General features: G+C 71.4%; 17 protein-coding genes and 1 pseudogene. 9 read left to right on the top strand and 9 right to left on the bottom strand.

All coding sequences use genetic code 11. The features are described 5' to 3' along the window. Window positions 1–28 precede the first annotated feature (28 nt). Complete coding sequence (locus ACFV8T_RS24090) at window positions 29–1,315, top strand: erythromycin esterase family protein (RefSeq protein WP_385330891.1); 1,287 nt, start codon at window positions 29–31, stop codon at window positions 1,313–1,315. Next, on the top strand, window positions 1,312–3,402 hold the full coding sequence (locus tag ACFV8T_RS24085) for a prolyl oligopeptidase family serine peptidase (protein WP_385330888.1): 2,091 nt from the start codon (window positions 1,312–1,314) through the stop codon (window positions 3,400–3,402). Before ACFV8T_RS24090 ends, ACFV8T_RS24085 begins: the two co-directional genes overlap by 4 nt. 22 nt (window positions 3,403–3,424) lie before the next feature. On the opposite strand, the gene ACFV8T_RS24080 is transcribed toward ACFV8T_RS24085, so the two are convergent. The 4 genes from ACFV8T_RS24080 to ACFV8T_RS24065 form a co-directional block, all read right to left on the bottom strand. Then, complete coding sequence (locus tag ACFV8T_RS24080) at window positions 3,425–5,095, bottom strand: PucR family transcriptional regulator (protein ID WP_385330886.1); 1,671 nt, start codon at window positions 5,093–5,095, stop codon at window positions 3,425–3,427. Between the two features lie 106 nt (window positions 5,096–5,201). Further along, window positions 5,202–6,308, bottom strand: coding sequence for an o-succinylbenzoate synthase (gene menC, locus ACFV8T_RS24075; protein WP_385330884.1), 1,107 nt, complete (start codon window positions 6,306–6,308; stop codon window positions 5,202–5,204). Further along, on the bottom strand, window positions 6,305–7,261 hold the full coding sequence (locus tag ACFV8T_RS24070) for a GNAT family N-acetyltransferase (RefSeq protein ID WP_385330883.1): 957 nt from the start codon (window positions 7,259–7,261) through the stop codon (window positions 6,305–6,307). Before ACFV8T_RS24070 ends, menC begins: the two co-directional genes overlap by 4 nt. A gap of 13 nt (window positions 7,262–7,274) precedes the next feature. Next, the gene (locus ACFV8T_RS24065) at window positions 7,275–8,471 is read right to left on the bottom strand and encodes a M20 family metallopeptidase (protein ID WP_385331014.1); all 1,197 of its coding nucleotides are present in this window, start codon (window positions 8,469–8,471) and stop codon (window positions 7,275–7,277) included. Window positions 8,472–8,810: 339 nt separating this feature from the next. Here ACFV8T_RS24065 and ACFV8T_RS24060 point away from each other — a divergent pair. Then, a pseudogene (locus ACFV8T_RS24060) lies at window positions 8,811–9,029 on the top strand (IS1380 family transposase); the annotation flags it as partial. A 27-nt stretch (window positions 9,030–9,056) separates the two neighbouring features. Here the strand turns inward: ACFV8T_RS24060 and ACFV8T_RS24055 are convergent. The 3 genes from ACFV8T_RS24055 to ACFV8T_RS24045 all read right to left on the bottom strand — a co-directional run bounded on the left by ACFV8T_RS24055 (window position 9,057) and on the right by ACFV8T_RS24045 (window position 13,321). After that, the gene (locus ACFV8T_RS24055) at window positions 9,057–9,638 is read right to left on the bottom strand and encodes an aminoglycoside adenylyltransferase domain-containing protein (protein ID WP_385330882.1); all 582 of its coding nucleotides are present in this window, start codon (window positions 9,636–9,638) and stop codon (window positions 9,057–9,059) included. 485 nt (window positions 9,639–10,123) lie between these two features. After that, window positions 10,124–12,364: a serine/threonine-protein kinase gene (locus ACFV8T_RS24050; protein ID WP_385330879.1), complete on the bottom strand. Its 2,241-nt coding sequence runs from the start codon at window positions 12,362–12,364 to the stop codon at window positions 10,124–10,126. Between the two features lie 534 nt (window positions 12,365–12,898). Next, window positions 12,899–13,321, bottom strand: coding sequence for a secondary thiamine-phosphate synthase enzyme YjbQ (locus ACFV8T_RS24045; protein WP_385330876.1), 423 nt, complete (start codon window positions 13,319–13,321; stop codon window positions 12,899–12,901). Between the two features lie 92 nt (window positions 13,322–13,413). Here ACFV8T_RS24045 and ACFV8T_RS24040 point away from each other — a divergent pair, with 92 nt between their 5' ends. From ACFV8T_RS24040 to ACFV8T_RS24025, 4 genes are all read left to right on the top strand, one after another. After that, window positions 13,414–13,497: a putative leader peptide gene (locus ACFV8T_RS24040; RefSeq protein WP_383991831.1), complete on the top strand. Its 84-nt coding sequence runs from the start codon at window positions 13,414–13,416 to the stop codon at window positions 13,495–13,497. A 158-nt stretch (window positions 13,498–13,655) separates the two neighbouring features. After that, the gene (locus tag ACFV8T_RS24035) at window positions 13,656–14,564 is read left to right on the top strand and encodes an ABC transporter permease subunit (protein ID WP_385330874.1); all 909 of its coding nucleotides are present in this window, start codon (window positions 13,656–13,658) and stop codon (window positions 14,562–14,564) included. Beyond that, complete coding sequence (locus ACFV8T_RS24030; RefSeq protein WP_385330872.1) at window positions 14,561–15,769, top strand: LLM class flavin-dependent oxidoreductase; 1,209 nt, start codon at window positions 14,561–14,563, stop codon at window positions 15,767–15,769. Before ACFV8T_RS24035 ends, ACFV8T_RS24030 begins: the two co-directional genes overlap by 4 nt. Window positions 15,770–15,928: 159 nt before the next feature. Next, window positions 15,929–17,053 carry an NAD(P)-binding domain-containing protein gene (locus ACFV8T_RS24025; protein WP_385330869.1) on the top strand — a complete coding sequence of 375 codons (1,125 nt, stop codon included), beginning with the start codon at window positions 15,929–15,931 and terminating at the stop codon, window positions 17,051–17,053. A 12-nt stretch (window positions 17,054–17,065) separates the two neighbouring features. On the opposite strand, the gene mltG is transcribed toward ACFV8T_RS24025, so the two are convergent. Together mltG and ACFV8T_RS24015 are read right to left on the bottom strand one after the other, a co-directional pair. Next, window positions 17,066–17,914, bottom strand: a complete 849-nt coding sequence (mltG, locus tag ACFV8T_RS24020) for an endolytic transglycosylase MltG (RefSeq protein ID WP_385330867.1) — start codon at window positions 17,912–17,914, stop codon at window positions 17,066–17,068. A 387-nt stretch (window positions 17,915–18,301) separates the two neighbouring features. Continuing rightward, the gene (locus ACFV8T_RS24015; protein ID WP_385330865.1) at window positions 18,302–20,107 is read right to left on the bottom strand and encodes an ABC transporter ATP-binding protein; all 1,806 of its coding nucleotides are present in this window, start codon (window positions 20,105–20,107) and stop codon (window positions 18,302–18,304) included. 139 nt (window positions 20,108–20,246) lie between these two features. Between ACFV8T_RS24015 and ACFV8T_RS24010 the strand changes: the two genes are divergently transcribed. Both ACFV8T_RS24010 and ACFV8T_RS24005 read left to right on the top strand, forming a co-directional pair. Next, complete coding sequence (locus ACFV8T_RS24010; RefSeq protein WP_385330862.1) at window positions 20,247–20,690, top strand: MarR family winged helix-turn-helix transcriptional regulator; 444 nt, start codon at window positions 20,247–20,249, stop codon at window positions 20,688–20,690. A gap of 84 nt (window positions 20,691–20,774) precedes the next feature. Continuing rightward, window positions 20,775–23,726, top strand: coding sequence for an FAD-binding and (Fe-S)-binding domain-containing protein (locus ACFV8T_RS24005; protein ID WP_385330860.1), 2,952 nt, complete (start codon window positions 20,775–20,777; stop codon window positions 23,724–23,726). The last annotated feature ends 76 nt before the right edge of the window (window positions 23,727–23,802 follow it).

Here is a 23,802-nt window from a genome sequence, read left to right as displayed (position 1 = left end):
GCCGCGCGCGGGAAGGTGGTGAGCCGTCATGGACACGTTCCACGACACGTCTGCGGACATGGCTGCGCTGCGTCGACTGATCGGCGGAGCACGGGTGGTGGCGCTCGGCGAGGGCGCACACAACGTCACGGAGTTCTACGGGCTCAGGGACCTGCTGTTCCGGTTCCTGGTCCGGGAGTGCGGGTTCACCGGGCTGGTCCTGGAGTCCGGATTCGCCGAGGGGCTGGCCGTCGACGAATGGATCGACGGCGGGCCGGGACGGGTCGAGACCGTCGCCCGGGACGGCATCACCTACCGCTTCGGCGAGTGCGAGCCGATGCGGAGGCAACTGCGCTGGATGCGTCGGCGCAACTCCGGCGGGTCGGCGAAGGTCTCCTTCTACGGAATGGACCTGCCCGGCTCGTCCACCTCCCCCGGCCCGGCGGTCCGTGCCTGCCTCGACCGGCTGCCCGCACGTCCGGGCGACAAGGAGTTGCTGCGGCTGAGCGATCTGGGCGACCGGTCGCAGGCGGCGGTCCGTTACGCGGCGATGTCCTCCTCGGACCGTGCCCGGCTGCTCGACGGCCTTCGCGGACTGGACGAGCGCGCACTCCGACACCGCCGGCACAGCGGCCCGGACGACGAGGACGCCGAGATCGCCCTGTGGTGCGCGGCCTCGCTCAAAGCCTTCGCCGCCGAGGCCGACGAGGACGGGACCTCCTCGGAGGGTCCCTACCCGCGGGAGGCGTTCATGGCGCGCAGCGTGGAGTGGATCCTGCGCCGGGAGCGGCGCATCGTGGTGAGCGCCCACAACGCGCACGTCCGCCGTACGCCGCTGCACGGTCGGCCGACCCTGGGCGGTCTGCTCTCCTCCGAGCTGGGAGCGGACCTCGTCGTCATCGGGATGACGTACGGCTCCGGGCCCGAAGTCACCTTCACCCAGCGGTCGTCGCGTCCGTTCGACTGCGACGTCACACTCGGGGCGCGGACCCTGACGCCGGAGTCCGTCGAATCGCGGCTCGACCGTCTCGGCCCGCAGGTGACCCTCCTCGATCCGCGCCGCGCGCCCGCCGGGTTCTTCGACGGCGTCGAGGGGACGCTCGCCGGTGGGGAGCTCGACCCCGTCGACGACTTCCCGGCCGCCTTCGACGCACTGCTCCACGTCCGGCGGGTGAACCGGATCCCCGGGGCGTTCGAGCGGTTGCGTGCCGAGTTCGTCGCGGCCGCGCGAGCGGACTTCGGGGCGGCCCCCGACGCAGACGCACCAGCAGATCAGTCCATGCGTCCCGGAGACCTCGACGGTCTCCGGGACACCGAGGAGTCGGAGTCACAGTGAACAGCAGCCCTCCGCCGTATCCGCCCGCGCGGACCGTCGACGCCTTCGAGGACGTCGCGGGCGTCCGGGTGCCGGACCCGTACCGGTGGCTGGAGCCGGAGACCGACGAGGTACGGCGGTGGCAGCGCCGGCAGGCCGAACTCGCCACTTCGATCGCCTACGACGGGCAGGACCCTGCGGCCGTACGGAAGCTGATCGAGACCTACGATGCCGGGTCCCGCCCGGCACTGCCGAGGTTCGCGGCGGGCCGCTGGTTCCGCGCCGTGAAGGCACCCGGTGCGGCGGCGCCCAGCGTGGTCGTCGCCGGCCGGCCGTTCGGCGCGGGCCGACCGGTGGTCGACCTGACCGCGTTCGGCGACGGGCAGAACCCCGCGTTCCTGTCGTGGCTCGCGCCGTCGCCGAACGGTCGCGTCCTGGCCCTGGGCGTCTGCACCGACGGCAGCGAGCACAACACGGTCCGGCTCGTCGAGGTGGACTCGGGGCGCGTACTGGACGGCGCGCCGCGCCAGGTCCTGCACAGCGCATGGGCCGGTGGCGTGTCGTGGCTGCCCGACAGCAGCGGCTTCCTCTTCCTCGCCCTGACCGGTTCGCCGCACGAGTTCCGGCAGGCCGTGTACCGACACCGGCTCGCCACTCAGGACAGCGCGGGCAGCACCGTGGTGGAACCGGTCCCGGTCGGTGAGGGCTCCCAGGAGTACACACTCGTGCAGTTCTCGGCCGACGGCCGCTGGGCCGTCGCAAGTCACCGGGTGGGCAGTCCTGTTCCGGTCGCCGTACGCGATCTGTCCCGGCCCGCCACCCCCTGGCGCCCCTTCGTCACCGACTGCGCCGGGACCGTCGCCGGACACATCGTCGGCGACCGCTACATCGCGGTGACCGATGTAGCGGCACCACGCGGGCGCGTGGTTGCGCTCCCGCTGGACGCCGCCGACCCCAACGACCTCGCCTCGTGGACGGAGTTGGTGCCCGAGGGCGAGACGGTGCTGCGGTCCTTGACTCCGGTCGGTGACCATCTTTACCTCGGTGAGTTCGACCGGACGTGCGCCCGGGTACGGATCCTCGACCGCTCCGGCGCCGTCACCGGGGAGGTTCCGCTACCCGGGCAGGGGGCGCTCTCCGCACCGTTCTTCGCCCTGACCGGCCTGGCCGTGGGCCCTCCCCCGGACGACTTCGTCTTCGCCTTCTCCACCCCGACCAGCTCCTGGGGCGTCTATCGGCACCGTCCGGGAGAGGCGGACATCGAGACGCTGTCGGCCCCGGCGGTCACCCTGGACGCCGACGTGACGTTCGAGCGGGCCGTCGCACTCGACGGCGTGGAGATCCCTTACCACGTGGTGCGACCGGCGGGCAGCGACCCGACACGGCCCGCGCCCACGCTGATCTCCGCGTACGGAGCGGCGAACGTGCCTCTGCTGCCGCAGTACCAGTCCGAGATGGCCGCCTTCGTCGCGGCCGGCGGCGTGCTCGTACAGGCGCATCTGCGCGGGGGCGGCGAGTTCGGCCGCGACTGGTACCTGGCCGCGCACCGGGAACGCAAGCACGTGCGCGACCGCGACCTCGTCGCCGTCGCCGAGCACCTCGTCGCCACAGGGCTCACCACTCCCGAGCGGCTCGCGCTGACCGGTGGCTCCGACGGCGGTCTCATGTGCGGGGTCGCCCTCACGACGCGCCCCGAACTGTGGTGTGCCGTGCTCCCGATGGCGCCGCTTCTCGACCTCATCGGGGGCACCCGCGATCCCTATCTGGACTTCGTCATCCGCAAGGCGTGGGCGGATCCGGACGATCCTGCGGAAGTACGACGGCTGCTGCGGCTCTCGCCCTACCAGTTGGTCGGGCCCGGCGTCTTCCCGGCGGTCTATCTTCAGGCCGGGGCGACCGATCCGCGGTGTCCTCCCTGGCATGCGCGCAAGTTCGCCGCCCGCCTGCAGGCGGCACAGGAGGGGGACGCGCCGATCGTCCTGCACGTCTTCGACAACGCCGGGCACGGCGCGGCGACGTCGTACGAGGTCGCGACCGCACAGGACGCCGAGTGGCTGGCCTTTCTGATCAGGACACTCGGTCTGGGCCGTCAGGAAGCTTCCGGATGAACGGGCGGGACGGCCTGTCCGTTCATCCGCCGTCCGGGGCGGACCGGAGCGACATCAGGTGCAGCTGCAGCATGGCCGAGAGACGTGCGGACGGATCGTTGAGGTCGATCCGGCCGACCTCCGCCGCGCGCCGAAGCCGGTAGCGGAACGTGTTGGGGTGCACGAACATCGAGGCGGCGGCCGTGGCGACATCGCCGAAGGCGTCGAGCCAACTCCGCAGCGTCTCGGCCAGGTCGGTCGCGTGGATCTCGTCGTAGGCGATGACGCGTGCCACGACGCCGCTGGGCAGGTCCCCGCGCGGGACGAGGTCGGCGAGCTCCAGCAGCAGCGCCTCGACGTGGACGTCGTCCAGGCGGGCGACCGGCTGCCCGGCGGTTCCCGACCGCAGGACGCGCGACGCCCGTTCGGCTCCGGTACGCGACCGGGCCAGCGCCGCACTGTCCTCGGCGTACGGCCCTACGCCGATCACGGGGCGCAGCCGGGAACCCACGCGGGCCAGGAACTCGGTGGCGATGCGGGCCGCCCGTTCCTCGGCGTCGTGCCGGTTCTGCGGAAGAAGGGGCAGGATGCCGTACGCGATGTCGCCGATCAGCGCCGCGGTGGCGCGCGGGTGCACCGCGGCCAGATGCATGGCGAACGCGTCAGTGAGGCGTTTGCGTTCGGTGGCGGTACGGGCGGGCAGCCGGTGTTCATTCGCCGCGTCGACGACGGTGAGTGCGAGAACGACGGCGGGCTCGTCCTTCAGGCCGAGGCGGCGGATCGCCTCGGGTGATCCAGGGCCGCTCTCCAGTGCGGTGGCCAGCAGCTCCGCGCGCTGCCGCCTTTCCATGTCCGCGTCCGCGCGCTGCCACACCATGTGCATCGCGACCAGCTTGGACGCCTCGTAGAGCGCTTCGCTGCGGTCCTCGCTCAGCGGCTCGGCGACGACCACCCAGATCGCGCCGAGGATCTCGTCCCCGGCGCGCACGGCAATCGCCGCGCGCGGCAGTTCGGGCGGCTGTGTCGTGTCGCCCGACTCGGGGAGGGACGCGACGAAGACGGGGCGGTCACTGCGGTAGATCGCCTGGAACACCCCGCGCTCCTCGAGGATGCGCGTGTAGTGCTCGGGGACCTGCCGGCCCAGGATCGTCTGGACCCGCGAGGGGTCGATGTCCTCCTGCCGGCTGGAGAAAGCCAGCAGGCGCGAGTTGCGGTCCTCGATGGTGACGGGCGCGTCCAGCAGCGCGGCAATCGCGTTGGCGACCGCGAAGAGGTCGCCGGACTCGATCCGGCCGGCCGTGTGACCATCCATGTCATGCCGGTTGCTGTCGGTCGTCAGCGTCCGGAGCATCCCCGCCAGGTGCGTCCAGGAGGCGCCGCGGGCGAAGGAGAGCACGGCCACGCCCGACGCCTCGGCCGCATCGATCAGCGCCTCGTCGGCGGTGATGGGCGCGCGTACCACCAGGGCGGCGGCGCCGCGCTGCCCCAGGCGGGTGACGACTCGGGCGATGTCGGAGAGGTCGTGCAGGGCTACGCCCAGTACCAGTGCGTGGTCCGGGAGTTCCGGCTCGTCGAGTGGGTCGTGGATGACGACGCCGCCGATGCCCTCGGCGCGTTCTACGTCACCGCAGACCACGTCGAGCAGGGTGGAACCGAGTTCCTCCAGGACACGCGCGAGGCTCGCTCGCGGAAGGCTGGTCACGGGAATGAGCACGGGGCCGAAACTAGCCCGGCCCACCGGCATCGGAGTTGGTCGCGCATGACGTAATGATGCCAGCCCGTTCGTCCGCACGGACGAACGGGCCGGCGCGGTGCGGGCCTCAGGGGACGGGCACCCAGGTCGTCGAGTCCGTCACCTCGTCCAGAATCTCCGGGACGGGGGTGACGCCGAGGCCCGGCCCGGTCGGCACGGCGAGATGTCCGTCCACGAGGTGGAACGGTGCGGTGATGTCGGTCCGGTAGTAGCGGTCGGAGGCCGAGGTGTCGCCGGGCAGCACGAACCCGGGCAGTGCGGCGAGCGCCACGTTGGCGGCGCGGCCCAGTCCCGTCTCCAGCATGCCGCCGCACCAGACGGGGACGCCGTGTGCCGCGCAGACGTCGTGGATGCGCCGCGCCTCCAGGTAGCCGCCGACGCGGCCCGGCTTGATGTTGACCACGTGGCAGGCGCCGAGCGCGAGCGCGTCGGCGGCGGCGCGGGCGGAGACGATCGACTCGTCGAGGCAGATCGGGGTGGTGATGCGCTTCGCGAGTTCCGCGTGGCCGAGGAGGTCGTCCTCCGCGAGAGGCTGCTCCAGCATCAGGAGGGCGAACGGGTCGAGCCGGGCCAGATGGCGGGCGTCGCCGCGGCGATAGGCGGCGTTGGCGTCCACCTGCAGCGGGATGTCGCCGAACCGTTCGCGGACGGCACGCACCGGCTCGATGTCCCAGCCGGGTTCGATCTTCAGCTTGATCCGCAGATAGCCGGCGTCCAGATATCCGGCGACGGCGTCGAGGAGCGCGGGGATCGACTCCGTGATCCCCACCGACACCCCGCACGGCACTCTGTCGCGGACCGCGCCCAGGGCGTGTGCGAGGGGCACTCCCCGGGCCCGGAGGTCCGCGTCCAGCACCGCCGTCTCCAGGGCGGCCTTGGCCATGCGGTGCCCCTTGAACACGGCCAGAGCCGGGGCGACCCGGTGGGCGTCGAGGTCGGCCACCCTGGCGAGCGCCGGGACCAGGAAGCGGCTGAGGACGTCCGCGGCGGCGTGCGTGTACTGCGACGAGTACTGCGGGGCGGTGCCCGCGCCGCACTCGCCCCAGCCCTCGGCCTCGTCGGTGACGACGCGCACCAGGAGGGCCTCCCGCACGGTCTCGGTGCCGAACGAGGTGCGGAACGGGGCTACGAGAGGTGCCTTGATGGTGCGCAGTTCGACTCCGGTGACCTTCACGCTGTCTCCTGTGGCGCTTCGTCGTGGTGTGTTCCGTGCCGGCGCGTGCCGCCGGCGACCTGCGTCGGGCTTCCACGGTCCACGACGTACCAGCCCGCCGGGTCGAAGCCGCGCACCCGCGCGCCGTCGGCGAGCAGTCCGCCCAGCACGTCCCGCACCGCGGTGCGCCAGCTCACGGCGCACGCCGGGTCGCTCTCGCGCAGTGCCTCGATGTCCTCGGGTACGGCCACCAGTACGGTGCGTGCGTTGCCGCCCGTGCGCCCCACCGACGGCGCGCCCGTGGCGGAGACTCCGAGGGCGACGGTCGCTCCGCGCGACCGGGCGACTTCCGCGTCGGCCGGTCTGGGCCGCCCGGCGCAGACCGGCTCGGCATCCGGGGACGCCAGACGCCACCGCACCAGAATCCGGTCGCTGTCGTCGCTGAGGTTGATCCCGTCGTCGATGGGGCCGTAGAAGTCCGGCAGGTACTCGGCAGGCTCGGCAGCCAGCTTGGCGATGTTGAAGTACGCGTTGCGGCGCACCAAGGGGTCGTACGTCCAGCAGATCTCGCCCACACCCCGCGCCAGCGTCCAGGCCCGCTGGTGCAGTTTCAGGGCGAATCCGACGTTGCGCCGCCGCACGTGGGGCAGCACCCCGGCGATGTGGCTGTGCAGGGCCGCGCGCGCCGGCGGGGAGAAGAACCCGAAGCAGGAGCCGACCAGTTCGTCCCCCACGAAGGCGCCGCTGACGTAACTGCCCGCCTTCGCCAGTGCACGCAGCAGGTCGGCGGTCACCACCGGACTGTTTTCGCCGGTGCGCCAGATCTGCTCGTACAGACGCCGAACGGCCTCGAGCTCACTGACACTGTCCAGGGAACGGATGCCGACGCCCGCGACGCGCGCGGCGGTCTCAGCCGCGGCGTACGCCGCGTCGACGGGCGGGGATTCGGTGCGGTCGCGCAGGAGATCGGTCACGCAGGTCATGGTTTCAACCCCGGTCTTCGCGCAGCTGGTTCGAGGGCACAGGATGCGGGCTCCCGCTTCGTCCGGGCGGACAGCCGTCCTGCGGTGCCAGGAGGTCGGCCACCAACGCGGTGAGCAGTCGGGTCCGCCGCGGCAGCTCCGCGACGAGCAGATGTTCGTCGTCGGCATGCGCGCCGCCGCCCACCGCTCCCAGGCCGTCGAGGGTGGGGGTGCCGACTCCCGCGGCGAGATTTCCGTCGGAGGCGCCGCCGACGGCCACCTGTGCGAGCGGGCCGAGCCCGAGGTCCGTCGCGAGCCGGCACGCCCGCGCAAAGAGATCCTTCGACGCGGTGGCCTGCAAGGGCGGCCGGTTCGGACCACCTGTGACCTCCACGGCTGCGCCGGCCGACCGGGCCCGCAGCTCGCGCATCGCTCGGTCCACCCGGTGCTGCTCTGCCGCGTCCCGTATGCGGACGTCGACGTCGAAGCGTGCCGAGGCGGGGACGGTGTTGCTCGTGGTGCCCGCCTCCAGGCGGGTCGGCGTGACAGTCGTACCGTGTGCCGCATCGCCCAGTGCGGCCACGGCCAGGATCTGGTGGGCGGCCTCGATCGTCGCGTTCACGCCACGCTCCGGCTCAAGGCCGGAGTGGGCGGCACGTCCTCGAACCAGCACCTCGTAGCGCGACACCCCTTTGCGTTCCGTCTTCAGGGCCCCACCCGGTCCGGCGGCCTCCAGTACGAGGGCGGCAGCGTGGCAGCGGGCCTCGCCCTCGATGAGCTCCCGGGACGAGGGCGAACCCGGCTCCTCGTCACCGGTGATGAGGAGGGTGACACCGTCCAGCGGATGCGCGGCCCCAGGTCCGGACACACTCGTCCGTGCCCCCGTGCCCATCAGGTCCGCCAAGGCGTGGAACGCCATCACCAGGCCGGCCTTCATGTCAAAGCAACCGGGTCCGCGCAGCACTCCGTCGCGAACCTCGAACGGATGGCTCTTCAACGACCCGACCGGCCACACCGTGTCGTGATGCCCGATGAGCAGCACGCGCGGGGTCCGGCCGAAGCGCCACCGCACATGCGTGCATCCGTCGATGACCACCCGCTCCGCCTCGGCCCCGAGGTGACCGGCGCCGATCCGGGCCACCAGCTCGGCGCTGCGGGCGACCGCGGCCAGGTCGTCCGAGGGGGACTCGCAGCGCACCAGCCGCTCGATGTCTGCGATCACCGCGGCCGCGCGCTCTCGTTCCCGGCTCTCCGGCCGGGCGCCGTCCTCCTGCCCAGTAGTTCGATTCACCACGGCGCGGTGTTCTGTCACGGCGGAAACCTCCGGTCGATGCATCTGCCCAGCATCGTGAGCTGCGCCGCGGCGGGAGCTGTCCGGTCGGCCAATATCGATGTGCTCGATTGGGGTGGGGCGATGAACCGGGCCTCCAGTGCAGCGACCCGGCTCAGGCCGTACCGCCCAGTGCCGCGGGGAGCGATCCAGAGCGTCGCAATACGCGCGACAACGTCACCTCGTGCCGAGCGGTTGACGGGCGCACCCGTGCCGCCCCGTAACTCCGGCGGCTCGGCCCAGTTCCTGGAGGTCCGCCACCGTGGACACGCCACCGTCGAGGACCGCGTCCGGTACGGCAGGACCACCGGTTTCGGACGCTGCCCACCCGGCTTGTTCTCCGTCGACGCCGCCTGGTTCGAGCTCGGCCTCGCGGCCATAGGCCTTCGGGCCCGGACCCGCGTCCTGCTGCTGGACGGCGAGCCGGCTACCGCCGAACCCAAGGAACTCACCGTCACCTTCCACCGTCTGGCCGTCCTACCCCGCGCCGAGTCGCACGCAGATGCGGGCGAGGTCGAGCGAACGTTGCAGGTCCCCGCGGCTCCATGTCCTTGTGACGTCCGCCCCCCTGCGGGCGTCGAGCACCTGTGTGAGGTGCGGCCGGAACTCCGGAGACCTGTCGGCGGCCAGCTCGCCGCCCTCCGACTTCGAGACGATGCGCCCGGTGAGGACCGTCGCCAGCAGGCGAGCCGGCCCCAGGGACATCCACTCGACCTCGAACGTGGACACCGGGTGGGCCGCCTCGTCGTGCAGGTGGATCTGTTCGGACAGGGTGATCCTGTTGCGCCAGTACTGGTCGAGATTGGCGCGGGAGAACCTGACCGCCCCGTCACGCGCGGCCGCCTCCTCGATCGGCATCCCGGCGCTCCTCGGATCCACCGCCGTCATCGCCCCGTCCTCGGCGAGAGGGACACGGACACCGGACTGGACGATGTCGAGCCAGGTCGCCCAGTTCATCGGTCCGTCCGTCGACTCGGGATGCAGGGTTCCGGCGACCGACGCCACGACGGACTGGAGGGTGTCAGGGCCCTTGGCCAGACCGTCTCTTGTCACGTACATCGCATCGATCGTGTGACCGTATTCGTGCTTGGAGTTCTCGTGCAGCGGCGAGACGGCGTCACGTGCCCGGCGCGAATCAATGGCGCATCGGGCGGCTGTTCGCCTTCCGGTTGCCTTGAACAGGTCGGCGTGCGAGGTCGATTGATCGGTCGCACCCTGTCAATGACAGCGATATTTCACCAGCGACAGTACGTGGCGGACTGCTGTGGGAGAACGAATGCCCGCACGCGTCATGAGACCGGTCACGGTGACGGCCGAAATCCGGAGTGGCGCACTGCGGCGGGACCACGCGGACCGAGTATTCACCGAGGGCTGTCCCGTAATCCCCGGACGCCCGCCAGGGATTGCGGGACAGCGCTTGGCTCCAGAAACGCCACGGGCGCGGCGTACTCGTGCGAGACGCGACCTCGCTGTGCAGACGACCGAGTGAGCCGCTGAAGTGTCCGCACGGCAAGGAAGGCGGCCGGCGGCCGGTTCCGCCGGGGTCAGCCCGACTTCGGCGGCTTCTGCGCGTCGAAGGCAAAGAGAGTGTTCTTGGCCGCGGCCACGATCACCGCACGCCCCGCGACGGTCACGCGCGGGCTTGCGCCCTGCTCGCCCGTCAAACCGTCGGCCTGCGGATCTGTTGTCCACAGAGGTTTGCCGTCGTACGGCGACAGCGCGACCACCCGGCCGGTGGCCGAGCTGAAATACAGCGCGTCGGCTCCCGCCACGGGCCCCGACGCGCCCTCCACGCCCGTCTGCCGGAGCCACTTCTTCCGGCCGGTCGCGGGGTCGAGCGCCGTGACGAGGCCGGTCTGCGTGCTCACGTAGAGCGTGCCGCCCGCCATGCCGGGCGTCCCCGCGTATGTCTTGGCCAGTCGGGAGTACGTGACCTTCCGCGAGGCCGGGTCGACCCGCGCCACCCCGTCGTAGCCGGCCAGCGCCGGCCCCTCCATGTGCCCCTGAAGGAGTACGAGCCTGCCGTTGGCGACGCCCATCGGCACGGCGGGGCCGTTGACCGCGATGGGCCTGCCCAGTGCCCCCGAGGCGCGGTCGACCCTGTACAGGGTGGAGTGGCGCACCTCTGAGGCATCCACCTCCGCATCCGTCGCGCACATCGCGAAGAGCTGCGGGCCCACCGGGACGGGAGCGCACTGTGTGCCCGCGGGGAACGGCGTCTGCCAGGCAACCGCACCGCTGTGCGCGTCCCGGGCCTCGAAGCGGGAGTTGGAAGCGTCGACCGTCACAACGGCGGAGCCGACCACGATGGCGTCCTGGGTCCGGCCCGTGACGGCCTTCGACTGGGCGCCGGACGGCACGGACCACAGCTCCCGGCCGTTGTTCGCGTCGATGGCCACCACCTCACTGGGAGGGCCCTGCGGGGCGTCCTGGGCGGCGAAGCGGTAACCGAGCACCGTGTCGTCGGTGGCGCCCACCAGGTGCATGCCCTGGACGGGGACGCCCGGACTCTTCACCGTCCACACCCGCGAGCCGTCCGAGGCCCTGATACGGGCCGCGACAACACCGCCGCCCCCGCAGAACAGCGCGTCGCCGCGCGCGACGCAACGCAGCTCGTCGGGGATGTCCTCCTGGCCGCCCTGCACGGTCTTGCGCCACGGCCGGAAGCCGTCCGGAAGCGCGACACCCGGCGCCGCGACGCTGTTGCCCTGGTCGCCGCTGTTCCCCCCGAAGGCGCCCGCCTTCAGCGCGGCGGCTCCCCCGCCGATCGCCGCCACCGCGACCGCGGCCGCGAGCACAGGACGCCACCGGCGCCGCAGACGGCGGCCGATGGGGGTGCCGGCGCTCCCTGTATCGGGAGCGGCCGGGGCTGTGGTCGGGGCAGTCGGCGCCGGGGTGGCCGGCGTCGCGAAGTGATGCTGGGTGATCATGTCGCGGGTGCGGCCCGTGCCGACCCCGTTCGCGCCGGTCCCGCCGAGGTCGGCCGGCAGGTCCCGCAGCAGCACGAGGAGTTCGTCCGCCGAGGGGCGTCCCTCGGGCTCCTTGTCCAGGCACGGCTCGACGACCGCGCGCAAGGCCACCGGCACGGCATCCAGCGACGGCTCCTCGTGCACCACCTGGTACGCCGTCAGGTACGGGCTGTCCGCGTCGAAGGGGCCGTGGCCCGTCGCTGCGTAGACCAGCAGCGTCCCCAGCGAGAAGACATCGGACCGCGGCCCCACACCACGCGGCGCCTGCAACTGCTCCGGCGACATGAAGGGCGGCGTACCGATGACCCGCCCCGTCATCGTCAGCGTCTGCTGGTCCACGGCGCGCGAAATGCCGAAGTCGATGACGCGCGGGCCCTCCGGCGAGAGCACGACGTTCGAGGGCTTCAGGTCACGGTGGACGACCCCCACCCGGTGGATGTCGCGCAGCGCCTCCGCCAGCCCGATGGCGAGCCTCCTCAGCTCCGCCCCGTTCAGCGGGCCGTTCGCCGCGATCCGCTGGGCGAGCGTGTGTCCCTCGATATAGGTCGTCGCCATCCACGGCTGCTCGGCCTCGGGGGCGGCGTCGACCACGGCGGCGGTGAACGCGCCGCTCACCCGTCTCGCCGCCGCCACCTCCTGCCGGAAACGGATGCGGAACTCGTCGTCCCCCGCGAACTGCTGGTGGATCAGCTTGATCGCGACAGGCCGCCCCGAGCTCGTACGGGCCAGAAAGACCGTGCCCATGCCACCCGAGCCGAGCCGCGCCTCAAGCGGATAACCGCCGATCTCGGCTGGATCACCTCCGCGCAGCGACACTCTTCCCGACCTCCCGTCCCCCGTGCACTTCTGCCACCACGGGCCTGCGTACCTGTTCTGGACACAAACTAGCCGCAGGGCAGTACGGCAGAGCAAAGCGGGTGACGAACAGGGAGCCCAGGGCTGCTCCCGTGCCGCTCACGACGAAGCCCCCGGGAGAAGCATGGCAGGGCTTCGCCGTGTCGTGGAACACCGCACGGTACGGCCCATCGCCACACGCAGAACCCCGTCGGCACGAGCCGACGACGTCCGTGACCTCTCACACCCGTATCACCAACAGCGTCGACGGTTCTGGACCGCATTGACCTGACCTGAGTCCACTCACCTCGAATGAACCACCTGGACCACATAAGACGCGATCTGCAACCTGCGCCATGTGGTACCGATGCAGCCGCCCGCGCTGCGCAGGCACCCCGGCAGAAGGGCCGGCGACCTCTTCGCCGGCGGATGAAGATCCGGGCCATTCCCGGACCGTCGCCGCACCGCATGGCTCAGAAGCCGCCGTTCTGGCCGGCCAGCAGGGCGATGCGCGGTCTAACCAATGAAACTCAGCCGCACCTGCCGCTCCGGATTGTCCCGGTTCGTATCGACCAGGCACACCGACTGCCACATCCCCAGCTCCAACCGGCCCCCGATCACCGGAAGCGTGGCGTGCGGTGGGACGAGGGCGGGCAGTACGTGGTCGCGGCCGTGGCCGGCGCTGCCGTGGCGGTGCTGCCAGCGGCCGTCGGCGGGCAGCAGGGTGTGGAGGGTGGCCAGCAGATCGTCGTCGCTGCCGGATCCGGTTTCCAGGATGGCGATGCCGGCGGTCGCGTGCGGTACGAAGATATTGAGGAGACCGTCCCTGGAGGCGGCGTTCCGGGTGAGGAACCGCTCGCAGTCGGACGTCAGATCGGTGACGGTCTCCGTCGTTCCGGTGGCGATGTGCAGAACGCTGGTGGCGAAGGCATGGGGCATGCGTCCATCTTCTCGCTCGCGCGGCGAGATCGCGCGTCCACTTGCCGAGACACCATTGACCGTTTCAGCCATGGATCGCTACGTTCAGCGCCATGCTCCGTTCAGCCCTGCTCACTTCGCGCGGTCACATCGACCTGCTGCGGGTGGCCTCCGCCGCGTGTCGCCGCGGCTGCTGACGTTTCTTCGGCGCTTCCTCCGCCGGTGACCGGGCGCTCCGGCGTACCCCGCCCCGTCCACCGCGCCTCGTGATCCCCGTGCCGTAACGGCGGCAGCGGTTCGCGTACGCGTGGTCGCGGCGCGCCTCCCCCACCCGTGGACTGCTCGTGGAGCCCTCATGACCATCGGCCATGCTCTCGCAGCACCGGATATATCGTCAGAATCCGGAAATACTACTGCTCCTGGCGCTCCTCGGTCGCTCGATCTGGAGCCCATCGTTCCGGCCTCCGTGCGGGGTGTGCGGATGCGCACCGTGCCCCGTTGGCTCCGGCGCGCCGTCGGGCCGCTGCTGTTGCTCGCGCTGTGGCAGGTACTCAGCGCCACCGGCGTGCTGCACGCCGATGTGCTCGCTTCGCCCGGCACCATCGCCCGCGCCGGATCGGATCTGATCGCCGACGGGACGCTGCCGTCGGCGATGGGGATCTCGCTGCAGCGGGTCGCTGCCGGGCTGGTGCTCGGGGGTGTCGTCGGTACGGCTCTCGCGCTGGTCTCCGGGCTCTCGCGGCTCGGCGAGGATCTGGTGGACGCGAGCGTGCAGATGCTGCGCACCGTTCCCTGGGTCGGGCTGATCCCGCTCTTCATCATCTGGCTGGGGATCGGCGAGGCCCCGAAGGTCGCGCTCATCGCGCTCGGGGTCGCCTTTCATCTGTATCTCAACGTGTACGCGGGCATTCGCGGAGTCGACGCCCAACTCATCGAAGCCGGCGAGCCGTTGGGTCTCGGCCGGTGGGGACTGACCCGGCATGTGGTGCTGCCGGGCGCGCTGCCCGGGGCCATGACCGGGCTGCGTTACTCGCTGCCCTACGAGGTGGCCCTGGACGCGGTCGGGCGGAGTTCCGGGACCCGCGTGTCCGTTGCCGTCGATCCCGCCGTGATCGCCTCCGAGCAGGCCATCGCCGACACCTTCGCCGATCTGAAGCTCATCCCGCGGCGCTTCTCCTTCAAGGACCACGTCGACACCCGGTTCAACCGCGATCTGCCCCCGTCCTCCACCGCTCCCCGCTCGTACGGAAAGGCCTCGTCATGAATGTTCATCTGCACTGGTTCCTGCCCACCGGTGGTGACGGGCGCACGCTCGTCGACCGGCACGCGTACACCGACGGCGGGATCGGGCGGGACCGGATCACCCCGGTGAGCGGGGTGCGCGCGCCCGACATCGAGTATCTGGCGCAGATCGCCAAGGCCGCCGAGCAGCTGGGCTTCGAAGCCGTGCTGACGCCCACCGGGACCTGGTGCGAGGACGCCTGGCTGGCGACGGTGGCGCTGGCCCAGCACACCGAGCGGCTGAAGTTCCTGGTGGCGTTCCGGCCTGGAGTGATCTCGCCGGTGCTCGCCGCGCAGATGGCGGCGACCTATCAGCGGATCACCCGGGGACGGCTGCTGCTGAATGTCGTCACGGGTGGCGACTCCACGGAGCAGCGGCGGTTCGGTGACCAGCTGGACCACGACCGGCGCTACGCACGGACGGCGGAGTTCCTCTCGGTGGTGCGGGGCGCGTGGAGCGGGCGGCCCTTCGACTTCGACGGTGAGCACTACCGGGTGGAGGGCGGACTGACCGCGCTGCCGTCGGACCCGCTGCCGGACATCTTCTTCGGCGGGTCGTCGGCGGCGGCCGGTCCGGTGGCCGCCGCACATGCCGATGTCTATCTGACCTGGGGCGAACCGCCGGCCGCGGTGAAGGAGAAGATCGACTGGATCCGCGCCCTGGCCGAGGAGCAGGGACGCACGGTGCGCTTCGGCATCCGGCTGCACACCATCTCGCGCGACTCCTCGCGCGAGGCGTGGGCGACGGCCGACCGGCTGCTGGGCGACCTCGATCCCGAGACGATCGCCGCCGCCCAGCAGGCACTGGGGCGGAGCGAGTCGGTCGGGCAGCAGCGGATGCTGGCGCTGCACGGCGGTTCGCGCGACAAGCTGGAGATCTCGCCGAACCTCTGGGCGGGCGTCGGTCTGGTGCGGGGTGGTGCGGGCACCGCGCTGGTCGGCAGTCATGCGCAGGTCGCCGACCGGATCGAGGAGTACCACGCACTGGGCGTGGAGCACTTCGTGCTGTCGGGTTACCCGCATCTGGAGGAGGCGTACTGGTTCGGCGAGGGCGTCACGCCCGAGCTGGCGGCACGCGGCCTGCTGTCGACCGTACCCGCGTCACCGCTGCTCGGGGCGCCTGCCGCGAACGGCCGGCCGGCGTCCGCGCCGGGCGGGGCACCGCTGCTGGTCGCCGGGGGCCGCTGAGGGAGGAACACCGAGGCGGGCGGGCCGGTGGCCGATGCGTCGTCGCGCAGGCCCGCCGGTGGGAACGGACCGGTGGGAACGGACAGGTGGGAACGGGCGGCCCGGAAGAACCTCGGTCGATCGGGGAAGATCCTCACACCCCGAACAGTTGGTAGAAGCGTGAACAACCTAGGGGTGGCCGCAGCACGCAAAGTCGATGTCGTCGTGATCGGCGCCGGACAGGCCGGACTGTCCGGCGCCTACCATCTGCGTCGCAGCGGTCTGGAGCCCGATCGCGACTTCGTCGTACTGGACCATGCCCCGCGCCCCGGCGGCGCCTGGCAGTTCCGCTGGCCCTCGCTGACGTACGGCAAGGTCCACGGCATGCACGCGCTGCCCGGCATGGAGCTCACCGGAGCCGACGACAGCCGGCCCTCCTCCGAGGTGATCGGTGAGTACTTCGCCCGGTACGAGCGCGCCTTCGGCCTGCGGGTTCACCGCCCGGTCGAGGTGAGCGCGGTACGTGAGGGCGCCGACGGACAACTGCTCGTCGAGACCTCCGAGGGTACGTACGCCACCCGTGCCCTGATCAACGCCACCGGCACCTGGGACCGGCCGTTCTGGCCGCGCTACCCGGGCCAGGAGAGCTTCCGGGGGCGTCAGCTGCACACCGCGAACTACCCGGGTCCGGCCGAGTTCGCCGGACAGCGCGTGGTGGTGGTCGGCGGCGGCGCCTCCGGTACGCAGCATCTGATGGAGATCGCCGAGGTGGCGGCCGAGACGTACTGGGTGACGCGTCGGCCGCCGGTCTTCCGCGACGGCCCGTTCGACGCGGACCGGGGGCGGGTCGCGGTGGCGATGGTGGAGGAGCGGGTGCGGCGCGGGCTGCCGCCGCAGAGCGTGGTGAGCGTGACCGGGCTGCCGCTCACGGACGCGGTGCGGCGCGCCCGCGAGACGGGGGTGCTGGACCGGCTGCCGATGTTCGACCGGATCACGCCCGGCGGGGTCGCCTGGGACGACGGCCGGACGGTCGAGGCGGATGTCATCCTCTGGGCCACCGGCTTCCGGGCCGCCATCGATCATCTCGCGCCGCTGAAGCTGCGCGAGCCGGGCGGCGGCATCCGGGTCGAGGGCACCCGGGCGGTACGGGACGCGCGCGTCCATCTCGTCGGGTACGGGCCGTCCGCCAGCACGATCGGCGCGAACCGGGCGGGGCGGGCGGCGGTACGCGCGATCGGCCGGCTGCTGGACGGGCAGGATCCGGTGGCGGAGGCCGATGCGGCGCTCGCGCCCGCCATGGTGTGACGGCGCGGGCGCTCAGCCGGCGGACGCGCTGCGGCGGTTGCGGTTGAACTCCGCCACGTTCCTCTGCTGTTCGGTGTAGCTGCTGGTGAAGCGGGTGTCCCCCGGCGCGACCGTGACGAAGTACAGCCACGCTCCGGGAGTGGGGTTGATCGCCGCCGTCATCGCCTGTTCCCCCGGGTTCCCGATGGGTGTGGGCGGCAGCCCCTTGCGCTCATAGCTGTTGTACGGGCTGTCGATCTTCGTGTCGTCCTCGGTGGTGTGCAGGGTGCTGCGGTTCAGCGCGTAGTTGAGCGTGGAGTCCATCTGGAGCGGCATGCCCCGGGCCAGCCGGTTGTGGACGACTCTGGCGACCTTGCCCATGTCGGCCCCGGTGTCGGCCTCGGCCTGCACGATGCCGGCGATCGTCACCGTCCGGTACACCGAGACGCCGTTGCGCCGAGCGCCCGCGGCGATGTGGTCCGCGCCGAACCGCTCGACCGCGGTGTCGACCATGTACCTGAGCAGGCCCTGCGGGGTCGTGTCGGAGGTGATCGGATACGTCGCCGGGAAGAGGTATCCCTCGGGGTTGCCCTTCGCCTCGGCCGGAAGCGGAAGATCCGCCGTGCCGGCGGCCTTCCCGGTGGTGCCGGGCTCGACCGCGAGGGCCTTGTCGACCGCCGCGTACACCTGGGCTGCCCGCCATCCCTCGGGAATCACGAGCGAGCGGGCCTGCTCGACCTTCGGCCCCCTCGTCAGCAGTGGCACGAGCACGGCCGCTGCCACGACCGGGACGAGCACGATGCCGATGAACAGCGCCAGACGGCCGCGCCGGGCCGGGCGGAACGTGCGACGGGGCGGGGTGTCCGGGGACTCGTTCACCATGCGGGCACGCTATCCCGCCCTCCGGAACCACGGCCCGGACGACACGACGCCCGCATCCCATGAAGGGAACACGCGAACACGGGATCGGTTGTTCGCCCGAACGCGTGGTCGTTCCGCTATTCGTTGCTCAACTCCCCTGCGGCACAGGATGATTACAGGGCGCAAGCGACGGGCTGCAGACCGCGACTGTGCTGTCCCACATATGCACCACGTACAAGGAGAAACGCCGAATGAACGTCATCACCAACCTGCTCGCCGGCATCATCCACTTCGTGGGTTGGCTCGTCTGAGCATTGCTCCGCCCGGCGCCGTCGCTCCCCGTCCCACGGGAGCGGCGGCGTCGCCGCGTGTCCGGCCTCGGCGGGGGCGCGCCCACCCCCCTGCCCATCAGCTTGTCGCGGGGGCGAGTTGGGTGTCCCGTCGGACCAGCGCGGCATAGCGGCCGTCCTGCTGGAGCAATTCCTCGTGGCTGCCGCGCTCGGCGGTCCGGCCGTCGTCCAGGACGATGATCTGGTCGGCGTCGCGGACGGTGGAGAGCCGGTGCGCGATCGTGATGGTGGTGCGCCCTTCGGAGAGCGCGTCGATCGCTTCCTGCACGGCGAATTCCGTACGGGTGTCGAGGGCACTCGTCGCCTCGTCGAGCACCAGGACGGGCGGATCGCGCAGAATCGTGCGGGCGATGGCGAGGCGCTGCTTCTCGCCGCCCGAGAAGCGGTAGCCGCGCTCACCGACGAGGGTGTCGTAGCCGTCGGCCAGTGAGGCGATGTGGTCGTGGATCTGCGCCGCACGGGCCGCCGCCTCGATTTCGGCGTCGGTCGCGTCCGGCTTGGCGAAGCGCAGGTTGTCGGCGACCGAGGCGTGGAAGAGGTAGGTCTCCTGGGAGACCACTCCCACGGCTCTTGCCAGGGTGTCGAAGTCCAGATCGCGTACGTCGACCCCGTCGAGCATGACCCGGCCGCCGGTGACGTCGTAGAGCCTGGGCACCAGATAGCTGAGCGTGGACTTGCCGGATCCGGTCGGTCCGACGACCGCCAGGCTGCCGCCCGCCGGGACGGTCACATCGATGCCTCTGAGGGTCGGACCGCTCTTCTCGTCGTAGCTGAAATCGACGTCCTCGAAGCGGACCTCGCCGCGGATCCGCTCCAGCCGGACCGGCTTCTCGGGCTCGGTGATGTCCACGTCGAGGTCGAGGTACTCGAAGATCCGCTGGAAGAGCGCGAGGGACGTCTGCATGTCCACGCCGGTGGAGAGCAGGCTCACGGCGGGCCGGAAGAGGCCCTGCTGGAGCGAGACGAAGGCGACGAGGGTGCCGATGGAGACGGCGGGTCCGCCGGACTGCAGGGCGAGGCCCGCCGCCCAGTAGATGACGGCGGGCATGGCGGCCATGACGATGCCGATCGTGGACATCCGCCACCGCCCGGCCATGCTGGAGCGCACTTCGAGGTCGACGAGCTTCTCGGACTCATCGGCGAAGCCCCTGGTGAGGGAGTCCGAGCGGCCCATCGTCCGGCCGAGCAGGATGCCGCTGACGGAGAGCGACTCGGTGACCGTGGCCGCCATGGCGGCCATCTGCTTCTGACGCCGCGTGGTGATCCGCTTGCGCTCCCGGCCGACCCGGCGGCTGATCCAGACGAAGACCGGCAGCAGCAGGAGCGAGACCAGGGTGAGCCGCCAGTCGAGCGCCAGCATGGCGACGACCGTGGCGATGACCGCGGTGAGGTTGGAGACCAGGGACGTCGCGGTGGAGGTGACGGTCGCCTGCATGCCGCCGATGTCGTTGGCGATGCGGGACTGTACCTCGCCGGTACGGGTCCGGGTGAAGAAGGCGAGCGGCATCCGCTGCAACTGGGCGTAGACGGCGGTGCGCAGGTCGTGCATGACCCGCTGGCCGACCGTGGTGGAGATCAGGGTCTGCAGGACACCGAAGACGCTGTTCATCACGGCGGTGAGGATCATGCCGAGGGCGAGCAGCGACAGCAGCCCCGTGCGCCCCTGGGGGATGGCCGTGTCCAGGATCTCGCGCAGCAGGAAGGGCGAGGCGACCGACACCAGCGACGAGGCGCCGACGAACAGCCCGACCAGTGCGAGCCGGCCGCGGTAGGGACGGAAGAGGCGCAGGATGCGGCGCACCTCGGCGGGCGGACGGCTCGCGTCCTTCGGCGGGGGTGTCCAGTTGATTTCGTCGGGTTTCATGGGCTCCTTCGTCGGGCGTGCGGCGGCTGCGACTCGAGCAAGCAGGAAGCGAGCAGGGGCTCGAGCGAGCGCATTTTTGAGAGCCTAGCTCATTGTTACCTATACTCACAATGAACTGGGTCCTGATATTGTTCCCTCCATGGACTCCTCCGACGCCGATGGCGTGCTCGCCGAGCAGCTGCTGCGGGTGACCCGCAGGCTCCAGCGGATCCAGGGCCGCCAACTGGAGCCGATGGGCATCACTCCAGCGCAATTCCGGCTGCTCCGCACCGTCGCGCATTACGACGGCCCGCCCCGGATGGCCGATCTCGCGCAGCGCCTGGACGTCGTCCCGCGCGCCGTGACCACCCTCGTCGACGGCCTGGAGGCGAGCGGTCGGGTGCGCCGGGCCCCCGATCCGGACAGCCGCCGGGTGGTCCGCATCGAGATCACGGAGGAGGGCCTCGCCACCCTCCGGTCGCTGCGCGACGCGCGCCGGGCCGCCGCGGAGGAGATCCTGGCTCCACTGACCGCCGATCAGCGCGAGGTGCTCGGCGGGCTGCTGTCCGCTCTGGTCGACGGAATGCCGGAGCGCCGCTGTTAGACACCGCGCGGACGCGCTCGCCCCTGGCGGGCGACGCACGTCCGCCACCGTGATACCGAACCGAACCGCCGAGGAGACCTCGACATGCCACTGCTGGAGCCGAAGCCGGAAGCACTGCGCCCTGGAGCGGTGCGTACGCCGTCCGTGGACCGGGTCCCGGACCGGCAGGCTCAGGGCACACCCGAAGCGCTGCGCGGCGAGCTGATCGCCCTGCTCGGACCGGGGAAGGTGCTGTGGAAGGTCTCCGACCTGGTCAAGTACGCCTCCGACGCCAGTCCCTACCGCTTCGTCCCCCAGGTCGTCGTGGTCCCGGAGGACATCGACGACATCTCGGCGGTCCTGTCGTACGCGCACGGAAGGGGCCGTGAGGTCGTCTTCCGGGCGGCCGGCACCAGTCTGAACGGCCAGGCCCAGGGCGAGGACATCCTGGTCGACGTGCGCCACCACTGGGCGGGCATCGAGGTCCTGGACGACGGTGCGCGGGCCCGCATCCGGCCGGGTACGACCGTCGTACGGGCCAACGCCGCCCTCGCCCGGCACGGCCGGCTGCTGGGCCCCGACCCGGCCAGCGCGATCGCCTGCACGATCGGCGGGGTCGTCGCCAACAACGCCTCGGGAATGACGGCGGGCACGACCCGCAATTCGTACCGCACGGTCTCCTCCCTCACCTTCGTGCTGCCGAGCGGCACCGTCGTCGACACCGCCGACCCGGCCGCGGACGAGGACCTCGCCCGCGCCGAGCCGCGGCTGTGCGAAGGGCTGCTGGCCCTGAAGGCGGAGATCGAGGCGGACGCCGAGCTCACCGCCCGGATCCGCGCCAAGTACGAGATCAAGAACACCAACGGCTACCGCCTCGACGCCTTCCTGGACGGCTCGACGCCGGTCCAGATCCTGCGCGGTCTGATGGTCGGCTCCGAGGGCACCTTCGGCTTCATCTCCGAGGTCGTCTTCGACACGTTGCCGCTGGACCGCCGGATCTCCACGGCCCTGCTGTTCTTCCCGTCCCTGACCGCGGCGGCGGCCGCCGTGCCCCGCTTCAACGAGGCCGGGGCAATCGCCGTCGAGCTGATGGACGGCAATACGCTGCGCGCGTCGGTGAGAGTCCAGGGCGTGCCCGCGGACTGGGCCGAACTGCCCAAGGAGACCGCGGCGCTGCTGGTGGAGTTCCGGGCCCCGGACGAGCTCGGCCAGGAGGCGTACGAGCGGGCGGCGGCGGCCGTCGTCGAGGAGCTCGACCTGGTCGCGCCCGTCCCCTCGGTGACCAACGGGTTCACCCGCGACGCCAGGGTCATCTCCGGCTACTGGAAGGCCCGCAAGGCATTCGTCACCGCGGTCGGCGGCTCCCGGCCCTCGGGGACGACGCTGATCACGGAGGACTTCGCGGTGCCGCCCTCCCGGCTGGCGGAAGCCTGCGAGGCCCTGCTCCGGCTCCAGGCGGAGCACGGTTTCGACGCCGCCGTGGCGGGCCACGCGGCCCACGGCAACCTGCACTTCCTGCTCGCCTTCGACGCGGCGAAGCCGTCCGACGTCGACCGCTACGCCGCGTTCATGGACGACTTCTGCCGGCTGACGGTGGAACGCTTCGACGGCTCCTTGAAGGCCGAGCACGCCACCGGCCGCAATATCGCCCCCTTCCTGGAGCTGGAGTGGGGCCCGAAGGCGACCGGGCTGATGTGGCGCACCAAGCAGATCATCGACCCCGACGGCGTCCTGGCCCCCCGGATCGTCCTCGACCGCGACCCGAAGGCCCATCTGCGCGGGCTGAAGACCATTCCCGAGGTCGAGGCGGTCGCCGATCCCTGCATCGAGTGCGGCTTCTGCGAGCCCACCTGTCCCAGCCATGATCTGACCACGTCCCCGCGCCAGCGGATCGTGCTGCGCCGGGAGATGATGCGGCAGCCGGGCGGCTCCCCGGTGGAGACGCAGCTGCTCGACGCCTACGGCTATGACGCCGTCGACACCTGTGCGGGCGACTCGACGTGCAAGCTCGCCTGCCCGGTGGGCATCGACACCGGCGCGATGATGAAGGACTTCCGCCACCGGCGCCACTCGCCGCGCGAGGAGCGGATCGCGGCGCTCACGGCGAAGAACTTCAAGGCGGTGGAGGCGGCTGCGCGGCTCGCGGTGGCCGCGGCCGACCGGATCGGCGACCGGCTCGGGGACGGACCGCTGGAGACCATCACCGCGCTCGCCCGCAAGGCCGTGCGCCCCGATCTGGTGCCCGAGTGGCTGCCCGAGATTCCCGGCGCCGCCGCCCGGAAGCTGCCCCGCACCTCCCGCGTCGGGGCGAGCGCCGTCTACTACCCGGCGTGTGTGAACCGGATCTTCGGTGGCCCCGAGGGCCACCGCGGTCCGTCGCTGCCGCAGGCCGTCGTCGCCGTCTCCGCCCGCGCCGGAAAGCCGGTTTGGATCCCGGACGATGTCGCGGGGACCTGCTGCGCGACGATCTGGCACTCCAAGGGGTACGACGAGGGCAACGCCGTGATGGCCAACCGCATCGTGGAGGCGGCCTGGGGCTGGACGGCCGGCGGAAAGCTCCCACTGGTCGTGGACGCCTCGTCGTGCACCCTGGGCATCGCCCATGAGGTGGTGCCGTATCTCACCGACGACAACCGGGAGTTGCACCGGGAGCTGACCGTCGTCGACTCCCTGGTCTGGGCGGCCGACGAACTGCTTCCGGAGCTGACGGTCCTCCGGAAGACCGGTTCGGCGGTCCTGCATCCGACGTGCTCCATGCAGCATCTGGACGACGTGGAGCAGTTGCGTACGGTCGCGCAGGCCTGCGCCGAGGAGGTCGTGATCCCTGACGACGCCGGGTGCTGCGCCTTCGCGGGCGACCGGGGCATGCTGCACAAGGAGTTGACGGCCTCGGCCACGGCGAAGGAGGCCGCCGAGGTGAACGGACGCGCGTACGACGCCTATCTCTCGGCCAACCGCATGTGCGAGATCGGAATGGACAGGGCCACAGGTCATTCGTACTACTCGGTGCTGATGGAATTGGAACGGGCCACCCGGCCAGGAGCCGTTGTGCGCTGATCACCTGGGCCGTTCGGTCCCCGTAGCCGCCCTGGACAGCCGGGCGGGCTCGATGCGTTCGAGCCCGCCCGGCGTT

Source organism: Streptomyces sp. NPDC059832 (assembly GCF_042731715.1).
Taxonomy (GTDB): domain Bacteria; phylum Actinomycetota; class Actinomycetes; order Streptomycetales; family Streptomycetaceae; genus Streptomyces.
This window is presented reverse-complemented; position numbering and strand designations above follow the sequence as displayed.

Coding starts and splice junctions, on each gene's coding strand:
- ACFV8T_RS24090 (WP_385330891.1), top strand. CDS start 29: ATGGACACGTTCCACGACACGTCTGCGGACATGGCTGCGCTGCGTCGA.
- ACFV8T_RS24055 (WP_385330882.1), bottom strand. CDS start 9,638: ATGTACGTGACAAGAGACGGTCTGGCCAAGGGCCCTGACACCCTCCAG.
- ACFV8T_RS24045 (WP_385330876.1), bottom strand. CDS start 13,321: ATGCCCCATGCCTTCGCCACCAGCGTTCTGCACATCGCCACCGGAACG.
- ACFV8T_RS24040 (WP_383991831.1), top strand. CDS start 13,414: ATGCTCCGTTCAGCCCTGCTCACTTCGCGCGGTCACATCGACCTGCTG.
- ACFV8T_RS24035 (WP_385330874.1), top strand. CDS start 13,656: ATGACCATCGGCCATGCTCTCGCAGCACCGGATATATCGTCAGAATCC.
- ACFV8T_RS24030 (WP_385330872.1), top strand. CDS start 14,561: ATGAATGTTCATCTGCACTGGTTCCTGCCCACCGGTGGTGACGGGCGC.
- mltG (WP_385330867.1), bottom strand. CDS start 17,914: ATGGTGAACGAGTCCCCGGACACCCCGCCCCGTCGCACGTTCCGCCCG.
- ACFV8T_RS24015 (WP_385330865.1), bottom strand. CDS start 20,107: ATGAAACCCGACGAAATCAACTGGACACCCCCGCCGAAGGACGCGAGC.
- ACFV8T_RS24010 (WP_385330862.1), top strand. CDS start 20,247: ATGGACTCCTCCGACGCCGATGGCGTGCTCGCCGAGCAGCTGCTGCGG.
- ACFV8T_RS24005 (WP_385330860.1), top strand. CDS start 20,775: ATGCCACTGCTGGAGCCGAAGCCGGAAGCACTGCGCCCTGGAGCGGTG.